Genomic DNA, 14,255 nt, shown 5'->3' with positions numbered 1-14,255 from the left:
TTTGAGATTTTTGCTTCAAATTATGATCATGAAAAAACTCAATTTTCTAATCCCACTTTTTGTCGCCGGATTTTATCAATCTCAAACCATTTCCGGAACTGTTATTTCCAAAAATGAAAATCATCCTTTGTCTTATGTGAAAATCGGTGTAGAAAAAGAAAATATTGGAACAGTAACTGACGAAAATGGAAATTTTATTATTGATCTTTCAAAAGCGAATACTGCAAATAAGGTCAAAATTGAAGTTGCCGGTTATGAAACTTACACTGAGAATGTTTCTGATTTTATCAAGCAAAATTCACGAAAAATTTATCTGAAAGAAAAAATTAAAAATATTCAGGAAGTTAAATTGAAACCTAAAAAATTAGTTGATAAAAATTGGGGTGTGAATACAAAAACAAAATCTGTGATGTACTCAGTGAATCCGGCGTTTAAAAAAGAAGATTTTTTAGGTGAAACTGCTTTGGAATTTAAGGCAAATAAAAAGTCGAAAATCAAAAATATTAATCTGAATATTGCAAGCATTACCGCAGATCGACCTGTAATTATGCGATATACAATTTACAATGAAAAAAATGGCCTCCCAAATGAAAGCATTCTTGATGAAGAAATTACAGTCGAACTGACGAAAGATAAAATTGTTAACCAAACTTTTACTTTGGATGTCAATGATAAGAATATTTGGATTCAGGGCAAATTTTTTGTCGGAATTCAGTTCTTAAAAGAGTTTGAAGGCAGATTAAATATAAGTGCGGCACTTTTCAGAACGGGTTATTTAAGAAAGTTTTATGGGGACTGGCAAAAAATGAGTATCGCAGCTCCCGCAATCAATATCGATGTAAAAGTTGATAAAAATGCTAAAGATGAAAATAAGCTGAAAGAATTTGATGATCAGGCTTTTGCTTATGATTTTGGTGATGTAAGTAAATATGTTGAAGAAGCAAATAAAGAGATGTATGGAAGAAATAAGGAAACCGGAAAATTTTTGAACCTAAAAGATGCAAACCTTTATTATGAAGTTTATGGTGATGGAGAGCCTCTTTTTCTATTGCATGGAAATTCGGGAAGTATAAAAGATTTTTATCAGCAAATTCCGGTGCTTTCAAAACAATATAAAGTGATTGTGATGGATACAAGAGCGCAAGGAAAAAGTACGGATAAGACTAGAAAAGATTTTAATTATAAGATTTTTGCAGATGATGTAAAAGCTTTGGCAAATCATTTAGGTTTACAAAAAATAAATATTGCAGGTTGGAGTGACGGCGGAAACACAGGATTAGAGTTTGCTTTAAAATATCCTGAAAGTCTGAATAAACTGATTACAATCGGTGCAAATGCTTTTCCTGAAGGTGTTGATGAAAATTTGATCAATAATTTCAGTATTAAATATAAAGTTTCCCAGCTTCAAAACAAATTGGAGAATTTTAATGAGGGCAGATTACTAAAATTAATGTTGAAAGAACCCAAAATCACAGAAAAACAGTTAAATAAAATTCAGAATAAAGTTTTGGTAATTGCAGGAGAAAAAGATGTTATCACAAAAGAACACACCGAATTTATGGCTAAACAAATACCTAATTCCGAATTGAAAATCTATAAAGATGCTACTCACATGATTCCTTTTGAAAATGCAGAACAGCTCAATCTGGATATTTTGGAGTTTATGATGAAATAATCGATTATTCTTTTAAAAATTTTTCATAGTAAACTTTGTCTTTTGTCTGGATTTTTAAATAGTAAGTTCCTTTGGCAAAATCTTCTACTTTGATTGATTTTTGTGCAGATTTTAAAATCAGTCTTCCTAAATTGTCGTAAACTTCAACTGAATTAACTTGTGCTTCAGTCGCAATATTCAGGATGTTTTTTACGGGATTTGGGAAGATGGTTAAATTTTTCTTTTTAACAAGTTCTGAAGTATTTAACGTTGAATTATAGAAATTTCCAAAATTCAAAATTCCGTAACCCATTTGATTTGTGTGCAAAGGAAATAAGGATGCTGTTTGTCTCAGGTTTGTTCTCATCAAATCTCTGTTCATTGCCGGAAAAGCCTGAATTAAACAGGCTACTCCACCTGCAGCAATTGGTGTTGCAATCGAAGTTCCGGAAACCGAAATTGTAGTATTGTCACTTACTGTCGTTGAAAAACTTCCTCTTGTACTTGCATCAGGCTTTATCATTCCTAAAGAATTTGGTCCATACGAAGAAAATCCGGATGAATTTCCTGCAGAATCAACCGAACCAATAGTGAAAACTTTCACATTATCACCTGGAGTTGTGATATAATGCCAAGGAACTTCTCCTGAATTTCCTGCTGCAATTAAAACAAAAATTCCTTTGTTTACAGCGATTTCACTTGCTCTTGCGATAAAAGATTTTGAGCCGTTCATATCGGCGTAAGTGTAACTGTATATTGGGTCGTCAAAATTATTGTACCCTAAAGAAGTAGTAATAATATCAACGCCTTTTCTGTCTGCTTCTTCGGCCGCTTCAATCCAATATAATTCTTCTTCAGGAATTTCTGCGGTTGTGGTTTCACTTCGGTAAAGATAAAAATCCGCATCTGGAGCAGAACCTACAAAAGTATTTGCAATATAACCGCCAATTGCGCCCAAAACTACCGTTCCATGATTGTTTAATGAAGTATTATAAATATCGGTTCCTTTTGAAACAAAATCGTAACCGCCTTTAATTTTACTATTCGTCCATAATCTTGAAAATGCCGAACCAGTATTTACGGTAGGAAATCCGGTGTCTATAACAGCAATTGTTACGCCTGTTCCGGTAAATCCGGCAAGATGGAGTGGTCTTAAATTTATCTGGTCAATTTGCTCTGAACCTGTTCCATAATCAAAAACCGTCATGTTTTTTTGAGCCAATTCAAAATCTGACCATTTATTGGTTTGGCTGGTTTTTAAAACCAACGAAGAATTTTTAGCAAAACTTTCAACCGATTGTACAAAAGGTTGTGCTTTGATGATATTTACCTGAGCCTGATTCACATTTACGGCAACACCATTCAGCCATTTTGAATAATCGGTTATGGTAAATCCTAAATTTTGTAAATTCTGAATATAGGTTTGCTCAATGGGAGCATCCTGGTCGTTTAAAGCAATTCCTAATGCAGTACGTCTATTCAACGACTTTTGGGTAAGTTCAGAAAGCGGATTTGCGTAAAAAGCTGCTTTGTTTGGTTTTCCTGTAAAATAAACGAAAACAAGCTCAGTCTGCGCAAAAGTTGTAGAGTAACCGGCTAAAAAACAAAAGAGTAAAAGTTTTTTCATCTCATAATTTTGTATAAAGATAAAACAAAATCAATAAAATTTTTGATAGCACTTTAAATTCCTTATTTTTACGAAAATATTCGTTTAAGAAATCGCTGAGTTTAAAAAATAAAACGCAATAAATAAAAGCGGTAGAAAAACTTAAAAAAATAAAATTTATATGAAAAAGATACAGATGGTTGACTTGCAAAGTCAGTATTACAAAATAAAAAATGATGTAGACAATGCAGTTTTAAATGTAATGGATTCTGCTGCTTTTATCAACGGACCTGAAGTAAAATCTTTCCAGAACGAAATGGAAACTTATCTTGATGTAAAACACGTAATTCCTTGTGCGAACGGAACTGATGCTTTACAAATCGCCTTAATGGCTTTGGATTTACAGGAAGGTGATGAAATTATTACTGCTGACTTCACTTTTGCGGCAACTGTGGAAGTTATTCATTTATTAAAATTAAAATCTGTATTGGTAGATGTTGATTACGATACTTTTACAATTTCAACAGACGCCATCAAAAAAGCAATTACTCCAAAAACAAAAGCAATCATTCCTGTTCATATTTTCGGACAGTGCGCCAATATGGAGGAGATTTTAAAAATTGCTGAAGAACATAATTTATTTGTTGTTGAAGACAATGCACAGGCAATAGGTTCTCAATATACTTTTTCGAGTGGTGAAGTAAGACACGCCGGAACAATGTCAACAGTTGGAACTACTTCTTTTTTTCCATCTAAAAACTTAGGTTGTTATGGCGATGGTGGAGCAATTTTCACTAACAATGATGAATTAGCTCACCGTTTAAGAGGAATTGTAAATCACGGTATGTATGAAAGATATTATCACGACGAAGTAGGTGTGAACTCAAGACTGGACAGTATTCAAGCCGCTATTTTAAGAAAAAAACTTCCAAATCTTGATTCTTATAATGATGCAAGACGAAAAGCGGCTGATTATTATGATGAAGCTTTTGCCGGAAATGAAAATATTTTAACGCCAAAAAGAGCAGAATATTCCACTCACGTATTTCATCAATATACTTTAAGAATTTTAAACGGAAAACGTAATGATTTACAGAAATTTCTTACTGAAAAGGAAATTCCTGCAATGATTTATTATCCTGTAGCTTTAAGAAAACAAAAAGCATATTATCAGGAAAGTAACGATGCTGATTTTGTGAATACAGATAAGCTTTTAGATCAGGTAATTTCACTTCCGATGCACACAGAATTGGATGAAGAGCAGTTGAAGTATATTACGGATGCTGTTTTGGAGTTTATGGGATAAAAAGAATGAAAAAGAAAGTTTTCAAATACAAATTTGTTTATTGGATAATCCTTTCATTAAACATTATTTTATTCATTTCTTTTTCGATAGGTTTAATTAATAGAATTGAAACGGATAATTTTGATAATTGGATAGATGTATTTTCATTTGTTGCTATTATTATGATATGTATTTTGTCATTCTTTTCTCTTATAATGTTTATAATAAAAAATAAAAATTCAATTATAACTTTTTCAGCAGTGTTGCTTTTAATACTTCTGATTATATCTTTTTTTCTCTTTTATTCAATATTCATTATTAAAGATTTCGGTGAAAATTCTACAGATTTTTATACAGTACCTTTGGTGTATGGGATTATTTTAGGTATTTTATTTACTACTAATTACTTTAAGGTTAGAAAAAACATTAATGAACTTGAAATCGAGGAAATTGGACAAAACTAAAATTAAAAAACGTAAGTAAAAATGGCAATATTAGTCACAGGCGGACTTGGATACATCGGTTCTCACACAGTTGTAGAACTTATCAACAATAATTTTGAAGTTATCATAGTTGATGACTTATCAAATTCAGAAAAGTTTATTTTACACAATATTGAAGAAATTACAGGTAAAAGACCTATTTTCTATCCTTTCGATTTGAAAAGAAAAGAACTTCTTACTCAGGTCTTTGAAGCTCACAATATTGAAGGTTGTATCAATTTTGCAGCTTTCAAGGCAGTAGGTGAAAGTCAGGAAAAACCGGTTGATTATTATGAAAATAATTTATTTTCTTTAATTAATATTCTTCAGGAATTTAAATCAAGAAATATTTCTAACTTTATATTTAGTTCGTCTTGCACTGTTTATGGACAAGCGGATGAAATGCCGATTGACGAAAACACTCCCTTGAAAATGCCGGAAAGTGTTTACGGAAAGACAAAACAAATGGGAGAGGAGATTTTGAAAGATTTTGCTCAGGCATATAAAAGAAAGATAAGTCTTTTGAGATATTTTAATCCTATTGGAGCGCATCCTTCCGCTTTGTTGGGAGAATTGCCAATTGGTGTACCCAATAATTTAGTTCCTTACGTAATGCAGACTGCTGCAGGAATCCGTGAGAAATTGAGTGTTTGGGGGAATGATTATCCTACAGAAGACGGAACAGCAGTTAGAGATTATATTTATGTTGTAGATTTGGCAAAGGCTCATGTTGCTGCTTTGAAAAATTTAATGAATAATAACTCAGAGGATGCTGTTGTAGATATTTTCAATTTAGGAACAGGTAAAGGTTCTTCAGTCTTGGAAGTGGTAAAAGCCTTTGAAGTTGCAAATGAAGTTGCTGTGCCTTATCAAATTTGTGATAGGCGAGAAGGTGATATTACGATTGCTTATGCAAATGCCGATAAAGCGGAACAGAATTTGAATTGGAAATCTGAAACTTCTTTAGAAGAGTCATTAAAAACTGTCTGGGAATGGCAGAAATATTTAGATTCAAGAAAAAATTAAAATATATAAATAAAACACATGAAAAACGAGAGAATAGGAATCACATTTTCTTCATTTGATCTTCTGCATGCAGGGCACATCAAAATGTTGGAAGAAGCAAAAACTGTTTGTGATTACCTGATTGTTGGCTTGCAGATTGATCCTTCACATGATCGTCCGACTAAAAATAAACCTACACAAACCATTGTTGAAAGGTATATTCAGTTGAAAGCTGTAAATGCAGTAGACGAAATTATTCCTTATTATACTGAACAGGATTTAGAGGATATTTTAAAGTCTTTTGTAATTGATGTAAGGATTATCGGTGACGATTATCTTGACAGAGATTTTACAGGGAAGAAATATTGCGAAGAAAAAGGAATTGAGATTTTCTATAACAAAAGAGACCACAGATTTTCTTCAAGCGATTTAAGGAAAAGAATCTACGAAGCCGAAGCTGCTAAAAATTTAGTAAAATAAAAAAATCCCGAAAATTTAATTTTCGGGATTTTTTTTGAATAATATTTTGATATTACATTGGTCCGCCTTGATCGTCTCCTGTAGCATTAGAATTTACATCTTTCTTTCTCTTAGGTTGTTCAATCTTTTCACCTTGTTTAAATCTGTAAGTTAATGATACCGCAAACTGTCTTGGTTGCCATTGCATATAAGATTCTCTGGTAAATTCAGCATTGTTGGTAGTACTTCTCATTGCTCGGGTATTGAAAATATCCTGAATGTTGAATGATAAAGTTCCGTCTCCTTTCCAGATTGTTTTTGATGCACCAAAGTTTAAAGCATACATATCGTTTCTGTCTTGATTAGCTGTTTTTTGAGCTCCTCTGTAGAAACCTTGTAGCTGAAAACTGAATGTTTTATCAACTTTAAAGGTTGAAGTCAATCTTGCTCTTGTAGAAAATCCTTTTCCTTCGAAAGACATTGGTTCTTTTCCTTTAAGTTCAGGGCCACTGTAAATTCCTGTTGAATTATATCCGAATAAATCTACGTTTCCTAAGAATTTCAGCCATTTTGTAGCATCCCAGTTAAAGTTTAAATCTAGACCATAGCTATCGTTGTTTCCTAAGTTTATTGGTTTAGTTTTAAAAATTCCTTCATCAGAATATACCAACATTTTTACATCATCTGTAGAATGCTTATAATAAAGAGTTGGGTTAATTGTAAACTTTCCTTTAGAAATGCTATATCCAAGTTCGTAAGAATCAACATAAGAAGGATTTAAATCAATATTTCCTTCAAAGATATTTTGGTTATCTGTATAACTCGGATTAGGAATCAAAAACCACGATCTTGGTCTGTCAATTCTTCTTGAGTAATTAAGTAAAAACTGATTGTCTTTCGCTATTTCGTAACTTAAGAATACAGTTGGGAAAATATTGTTGTAACTTTTTTTGTTGTCAATATTAGGATCTGTAATTTCTGGATTAAGGTTAGAGTATTTAATATTAACATTAGAATATTCATTTCTTACCCCAACTTGGTATCCTAATTTTCCAATTTTACTTTTAAACTGTACATATCCTGCGTTAAACATTTCCTCATAATTTGCATTATAAGTAAAATTATTTAGATAATGAAAGTCTTCATTGGAAGCATAACGCTCCAAAACATCATTGTCATAATTGTTATTATTGATGTCTAATCTATAACCCGCTTCAATTCTTGAATTTTCACCAATCGGAAGTTCATAATCAGCTTTTCCAACCACAGTTCTATTTCTTGTGTTTTGGCTGATTGAGTTTTGAAGTTCAAAAATATTATTGGTAACCTGATTTACGTCTGTATTGTTGTACGATCTGTTGCTTTGTAAACTTAAAGATAATGAAAGGTTTTGACCTTTATCGTCAAATTTATGATCTAAACCAAAATCTCCCTGAAAAGCTAAATTGTTATTAGACCCTGTATTTATCCTTTCTGTAAACAATCCTGGAGTATTTAAAAAACGATAATCGTACGTAATGTTTCCGATGTTATCACTTTCAAAAGTTCTTACAGTTCCGGAAGCATTTACTGATGTTTTATCAGAAATATCATAAACGATACCTGAAGAAACATTATAATTACTATTTTTATTTTTAGTAATCGATTCCTGATCGGTTTGAGTTCTTCCGCCATTTGCAGCATTGAAGAATGTTGCATTGTTTCTATTTGTATTTTTAGACTCACGATAACCACCGCCACCATTTAAGAACCATGTAAGATTTCCTTTTCTCCAGCTTAAATTGGTATTTAAATTGGTCTGAGGTAAATATCCCAAAGTTCCGATTACACTACCATTGAAACCTGTTTTTTTTGTTTTCTTTAAAATAATATTTAAAATACCCGCAGTTCCGCTGGCTTCAAATTTTGAAGAAGGATTGGTAATCACCTCAATTCTTTCAATCTGATCAGCTGGAATACTTTGTAAAGCATTGGCTCCATCATCAATTCCAAGAAGGGCAGAAGGTTTACCGTTAATTAAGAATCTTACGTTTGAACTACCTCTCATTGAAACTGTTCCGTCTGTATCAACAGAAACTGAAGGTACGTTCGACAAAACATCCTGAAGACTCCCACCTTTACTTACAATATCCTGAGAAGGGTCATAAGTTCTCTTATCCAACTCAACTTTGTAAGGTTTTTGAGCTACTGTAATGGTAACACCTTGAATATCCTGAGTTTTTAGATTGGTACTTGCTGATTCAGCTTCAATAGAAAGTGCACCTATGCTTCCAGGTTTTGTAATTTGTTTATTGAGAACACTTTTTTTATAGTCGATTGCTTCTACTGTAATGTCGTAGTTACCTGGAGTAAGGTCTAATTTGTAGTTTCCTTTTTCGTCAGTAAGTGTCGCATCACTGAAAAGTTTATTTGCTTTATTACTGAATGTTATGGATGCATAAGCTACCGGTTGATTGCTTTTATCAACCACTGTTCCCGAAATTCCTACTTTGTCCTGAGCAAAAGCAAAAGCCGCTGCCGAAAGTACAAAAGTAAGTCCTAAGGTTTTCTTTGTGAAAATACTGATTATTTCCGTTTGATTCATAAGGTATTCTTTAGATGAAAAATTGTAATAAATAGGTTTTAATTTTATGAAATTATTAAAAGCGCTAAAACCACAATTTCACGATTCGTTTATTATTTTTAATAGATAGGTCGCCTTTGAGAGCGATTTGTTAATTATTAATTTGTTAAATTAAAGTTAAATTTATTTATTATTTGATATTTTTTGAATTTAACCAATCCTGATAAGCTTTTGCATTGATTATATGTTGTTCTGCACTGTCTGTAAACTTGTGATAACCAAATTTCGTAGGATCTGCACACATGAAAATATAGTTATTTTGTTCTGGACTTAAAACTGCATCCACCGAATTTTTATCTACCACACAAATTGGTCCCGGAGGAATTCCTGCATTGGCATAAGTATTATATGGCGATGGAGTTTTGAGATGTTTGTAAAAAACCCTTTTGATTGATTCTTTGAAGTTTGTCTGTTTATTTATTGCATAAATTACCGTGGGATCTGACTGTAATTTCATGCCTTTTTTGAAACGGTTTAAATATAATCCTGCAATCGTCTTCATTTCATCTGGTTTTCCTCCAGATTCTTTATAAACGATAGATGCCAAAGCGTAGATTTGTTCTCTTGTTAAACCAGATTGCTGTTCTTTAGTTTTTCTTTCTGAAGTCCAGAATTTATTATATTGATCTTCAAATTTTTTGAAAAATTCCTGCGGAGTAACCGTCCAGAAAAAGTTATACGTATCAATGAAAAAATATTTTTTTAAATCTTCAGCGTTTTTATAACCTTTTTCTGAAGCTATTTTGTCTAAATCATTAACGAATTTTAGAGAATCTAATTCCGTTTTTTTGCTCACTTTCCCCACCATCTGATAAATGTCTCCAAAATCACCAATTCTGAATGAATTTTCGCTTTGATTTCCTGCTTTAATCATATTTACCAAACTCGTGTTGCTCGCACCTTTTGTGAAATGATAACGACCCGGTTTGAAAAATTCATCCATATTCTTATCTTTTGCCACTTCAACAAATGATTCTTTATTGTCGATATAAGGAGCAATGGAATCTAAAATCTGATTAAATTTTGCACTATGCGGAATTAAAACATATCCGTCTTTCGATACGTTATTTCCATAATATTTATTGTAAAATTTTAAACCAAAAAATCCTGCCACGGCAAGAATAAGAAGTACGATAATGAGAATAGCTTTTTTCATTATTACAATAGATTAAAAGTTTTTGTTTTATTTAAATAAGATCAACCTTACCGCTGAAAACCTGTTTAGCAGGACCTTCAAGCCAGATTTCATGGAAAGATTCTCCATTTTTTTCTGCATATACTTTTAGGTTTCCGCCCAACGTTTTAACTTTTACAGAACTTAGATTAGTTTTTTGCAGAAAAGTTAAAGCAGAAGCGGTAACTCCGGTTCCACAACTAAAAGTTTCGTCTTCAACGCCTCGTTCATAGGTTCTTACGAAAATTTCATCGTCAGAAATATTTTCAACAAAGTTTACATTGATCCCTTTTTCCTTATAATTTTCAGAATTTCTGATGCTGTTTCCTTCTGCGAAAACTTTGTAATCAACAATGTCTTCAACATATTTTACATAATGTGGTGAACCGGTATCAAGAACTGAATCGTTTCCGTCATTTAAAATCGTTTCAACATCTCCCATTTTTAACTTTACAATACCGTCTTTAATTTCAGCTTCATGAAGTCCATCAATTGCTGTAAAAACTGTTTTATTATCTTTAAAAATCGAAAGAAAATGTGCGAAAGCTACAGAACAACGTGCTCCGTTTCCACAAAAGCTTTTAGAACCGTCAGAATTGTAATAATCAACTTCAAAATCAACATTTTCTGCTGCATTGATTTTAATTAAACCATCTGCACCAATTCCGAAACGTCGGTCGCACAGTTTTTGAATGTTTTGAATTGATAAATTATTCCACTCTCCGGAACGGTTATCAATCATGACAAAATCGTTTCCTGTACCTTGATATTTATAAAATTCCATACTTTATCTCTCTATTAAATTGACCTGCAAAATTACTTTATTTTGCACAAAAAACGAACAGGTTTTACTGCTCGTTTTGCTATTTAGAATACTTATTTATTATCTGAAACCACCGGAACGATTTTCGTTATTTTGGCGGGGCTGACTGTTGTTTTGTGGCGCTTGCTGCGTTGTATTTCCGCTAGAATTATTATTTCTAAAGCCACTGTTATTATTTCTTGGTGGTTGTTGCGTGTTGGTTTGTGGTGTACTATTTCTGAAACCTCCATTGTTGTTTCTTGGAGAAGTCGTTCTAGGAGTAGTAGATTGAGTATTATTTCTAAAACCTCCGCTGTTATTATTGTTTCTTGGAGCAACGGTTGTATTACTTCTGAAACCGCTAGTTTGTCCCGAAGCACCGCTTCTTTTTTCTACATAAACTTTCGTTCTGTTATTTCCGTAATAATAAGGTGCACCATTATCATAATAGTATCTCATATCATCTCTGTAATAATATCCGTCGTTTGCGTAATATCCACCAGTGCCGTAATATGCTTGAGGAGCATAATAATATCCGTTATCATAATAAGGATCTCCATAAGCTGAATTATTGTCGCTATAAACTGCGCACGATGTTAAGCTTAAACCAATGAAGATTCCTAACGTTATTTTTATTAAATTTTTCATGACTTTACTGTATTTTTTTCTTTAAAACTTTTTTTCCAACTGACATATCCCATGATAGCCATACCTGTAAATACCAAATATTGCACCGAAGTGATTCCAAGACCTTTATAAATAAACATAGGCATACAAATTAAATCTCCGAGAATCCAGAAAATCCAGTTTTCAATGCGTCTTTTTGCCATTAACCACATTCCGACCAAAAATGTTGATGTCGTTGCAACATCCAGCCAATTTGCCCAATCTAAATGATCTAAACCTAGATTTGCACCTTCCATGGAAAACTGATTGTCAATATAAGGTTTGTAATAATAAATGACAGTAACAAGAATGATACTTAAAATGAATAATAAGCCTGAGTAAATCCATTCTTTAGTTGTCGCATAAGTTACATCCACATGAATATGATCTTCAGAATTTTTGTGCCATAAAATCCAGCCATAAACACTCATAATCGTGTAATAAACGTTAATCATACAATCTCCCAACAACCCGAAGTTAAAAAGAATGTATACATAAATTAATGTAGAAATAATTCCTGTAGGATAGAGCCAAATATTTTTTAAAATTGATAAATACACGCTCACAATTCCAAAAACTGCAGCGGTAGCTTCTAAAAGAATTTGTAGATTCGTATAGGTTTCATACGGTTTTATGAAAAGATTATATAAATTCATGGTTTCAAAAATAACTAAAATATGTAGCACTGTAAAATGCATTAAACAAAGTGTAAATCAGTTTTTTATAATTTAAAATTAAAATAAATTGACGAAAACCTATTAATAAATGTTAAGGTCTCTAAAATTTTTATATTTTCGTAAATCTTTAATAAATAAAAAAATATGTCAAAAATTTGGGCGAAAAAGCCAATGAGTGCTTATGAAGCCGACATACAGAAAAGCGAACTAAAACGTGTTTTAGGAAAATGGAGCCTTACTGCTATCGGAATTGGAGCTATTATCGGAGGAGGAATTTTTGTACTTACAGGTACCGGTGCTTATTACAATGCGGGTCCTGCATTGGCATTATCTTTTGTAATTGCTGGTATTGCCTGCGTTTTTGCAGCTTTGTGTTATGCTGAGTTTGCATCTATACTTCCTGTAGAAGGTTCTGCTTATGCATATGCATACGGAACTGTAGGTGAAATTTTTGCATGGATCATCGGTTGGGGTTTAATATTAGAATATGCGATGGGGTCGATGACGGTTGCCGTTTCCTGGTCGGGTTATTTTGGTAAACTCCTTAAAATGTTTGGTCTGCATTTACCCTATTGGATGACTACAGATCCTGGAACTGCCAATAAAGCTTTCGGTGAAGCTACAAAGCAAATTGCAGAGGGAAAACTTCCGGCAGACAAATTACTGGGTTTTCAGGAGACTATCAATAATTTTAATGCTGCACCAGAAATTTTAGATTTTAAACTTTTCTTAAATCTTCCTGCATTACTCATCGTTTTATTTGTAATCTGGATTTTATTAAGAGGTACAAAAGGTGCTGCCAAAGCAAATAACTTCATTGTAATCTTAAAAGTTTCTGCGATTATATTTGTAATTATAGCAGGTTTATTTTTCATTGATACAGCAAACTGGTCACCGTTTATTCCTGAAGCAACAACTATTACAGAAAACGGGGTTACTCACAATGCGTATGGTGTTGCCGGAATTGTAGCCGGAGCTTCTGCTATTTTCTTTGCTTATGTGGGTTTTGATGCGGTTTCTACACAAGCAGGTGAGGCGATTAATCCTAAAAAAGATGTGCCTTTTGCGATTATCACTTCGTTGGTAATTTGTACAATTTTGTATATTTTGGTTTCACTTGTTCTTACGGGAATGATGCATTATACAGATTTTAATCCTTTGGGTAAATATCCGGATGCGATTAAAGCTCCTGTTGCGTATGCATTTGATATTGCTGGTCAAGCTTGGGCAGGTTATATTATTACCGTTGCAGCTACTGTAGGTTTAATTTCTGTATTGATGGTAATGATTATGGGGCAGTCTAGAATTTTCTTAGGAATGTCTAAAGATGGTCTTATTCCTGCTACATTTTCAAAAGTAAATCCTGTATCAGGAGTTCCTAGAAAAAACCTAATGATTTTAGGGGCAGTTATTGCAATTGTAGCATCATTAACACCAATTAATGAATTGGCACACATGACAAGTTTCGGGACATTATTTGCCTTTACAATGGTGTGTGTTGCGGTTTGGGTTTTAAGAGTAAAAGAACCAAATTTAGTTAGAAGTTTCAGAGTTCCTGCATTGCCTGTAATTGCTTGTTTAGGAATTGCAATTAACGTATATCTAATTTTCAATCTAAGTATTGAAGCTCAGAAATATTCTTTTGGTTGGTTGATTATTGGATTTATTATTTACTTCCTTTACAGTAAGAGAAATTCAAAATTACAAAATGGTGCCTACGGAGAAACATTCAAGGCTGAACAAAAACCTTTAGAAGACATCGATATCAATATTGACAATAAAGAATAAATTTAAATTCCGCTTTACGCGGAATTTTTTTTTG

The 14,255-nt window shown here is 32.6% G+C and carries 12 protein-coding genes; 6 read left to right on the top strand and 6 right to left on the bottom strand.

The features are described from left to right. Positions 1–28 precede the first annotated feature (28 nt). Complete coding sequence (locus tag OEA66_RS01480; RefSeq protein WP_267279683.1) at positions 29–1,675, top strand: alpha/beta fold hydrolase; 1,647 nt, start codon at positions 29–31, stop codon at positions 1,673–1,675. 4 nt (positions 1,676–1,679) lie between these two features. Here the strand turns inward: OEA66_RS01480 and OEA66_RS01475 are convergent, their stop codons facing one another. After that, on the bottom strand, positions 1,680–3,281 hold the full coding sequence (locus tag OEA66_RS01475; protein WP_267279682.1) for a S8/S53 family peptidase: 1,602 nt from the start codon (positions 3,279–3,281) through the stop codon (positions 1,680–1,682). 160 nt (positions 3,282–3,441) lie between these two features. Between OEA66_RS01475 and OEA66_RS01470 the strand changes: the two genes are divergently transcribed. From OEA66_RS01470 to OEA66_RS01455, 4 genes are read left to right on the top strand one after another with little or no spacing between them, the layout of a single operon-like run. After that, on the top strand, positions 3,442–4,566 hold the full coding sequence (locus tag OEA66_RS01470) for a DegT/DnrJ/EryC1/StrS family aminotransferase (RefSeq protein WP_267279681.1): 1,125 nt from the start codon (positions 3,442–3,444) through the stop codon (positions 4,564–4,566). Between the two features lie 5 nt (positions 4,567–4,571). Continuing rightward, positions 4,572–5,009 (top strand): hypothetical protein, encoded by a 438-nt coding sequence (locus OEA66_RS01465; protein ID WP_267279680.1) that lies wholly within the window; start codon positions 4,572–4,574, stop codon positions 5,007–5,009. Positions 5,010–5,030: 21 nt separating this feature from the next. Continuing rightward, positions 5,031–6,053, top strand: coding sequence for a UDP-glucose 4-epimerase GalE (gene galE / locus OEA66_RS01460; protein WP_267279679.1), 1,023 nt, complete (start codon positions 5,031–5,033; stop codon positions 6,051–6,053). Between the two features lie 18 nt (positions 6,054–6,071). Continuing rightward, entirely contained in the window at positions 6,072–6,512 is a 441-nt protein-coding gene (locus OEA66_RS01455) for an adenylyltransferase/cytidyltransferase family protein (RefSeq protein ID WP_267279678.1), read from the top strand. 52 nt (positions 6,513–6,564) lie between these two features. Here OEA66_RS01455 and OEA66_RS01450 read toward each other — a convergent pair whose 3' ends face one another. From OEA66_RS01450 to pnuC, 5 genes are all read right to left on the bottom strand, one after another. Further along, positions 6,565–9,075 carry a TonB-dependent receptor domain-containing protein gene (locus OEA66_RS01450; protein ID WP_267279677.1) on the bottom strand — a complete coding sequence of 837 codons (2,511 nt, stop codon included), beginning with the start codon at positions 9,073–9,075 and terminating at the stop codon, positions 6,565–6,567. Between the two features lie 169 nt (positions 9,076–9,244). Then, positions 9,245–10,270, bottom strand: coding sequence for an endolytic transglycosylase MltG (mltG, locus tag OEA66_RS01445; protein ID WP_267279676.1), 1,026 nt, complete (start codon positions 10,268–10,270; stop codon positions 9,245–9,247). Positions 10,271–10,301: 31 nt separating this feature from the next. Continuing rightward, positions 10,302–11,072 (bottom strand): diaminopimelate epimerase, encoded by a 771-nt coding sequence (dapF, locus tag OEA66_RS01440; RefSeq protein ID WP_267279675.1) that lies wholly within the window; start codon positions 11,070–11,072, stop codon positions 10,302–10,304. 99 nt (positions 11,073–11,171) lie between these two features. Continuing rightward, on the bottom strand, positions 11,172–11,738 hold the full coding sequence (locus tag OEA66_RS01435; protein WP_267279674.1) for a hypothetical protein: 567 nt from the start codon (positions 11,736–11,738) through the stop codon (positions 11,172–11,174). Beyond that, positions 11,735–12,412 (bottom strand): nicotinamide riboside transporter PnuC, encoded by a 678-nt coding sequence (gene pnuC, locus OEA66_RS01430; RefSeq protein WP_267279673.1) that lies wholly within the window; start codon positions 12,410–12,412, stop codon positions 11,735–11,737. Before pnuC ends, OEA66_RS01435 begins: the two co-directional genes overlap by 4 nt. Before the next feature lie 165 nt (positions 12,413–12,577). Between pnuC and OEA66_RS01425 the strand changes: the two genes are divergently transcribed. Further along, positions 12,578–14,221, top strand: a complete 1,644-nt coding sequence (locus OEA66_RS01425; RefSeq protein WP_311136904.1) for an APC family permease — start codon at positions 12,578–12,580, stop codon at positions 14,219–14,221. The last annotated feature ends 34 nt before the right edge of the window (positions 14,222–14,255 follow it).

Origin of the sequence: Chryseobacterium luquanense (genome assembly GCF_026460945.1) — a bacterium.
GTDB classification, from domain to species: domain Bacteria; phylum Bacteroidota; class Bacteroidia; order Flavobacteriales; family Weeksellaceae; genus Chryseobacterium; species Chryseobacterium luquanense.
This window is presented reverse-complemented; position numbering and strand designations above follow the sequence as displayed.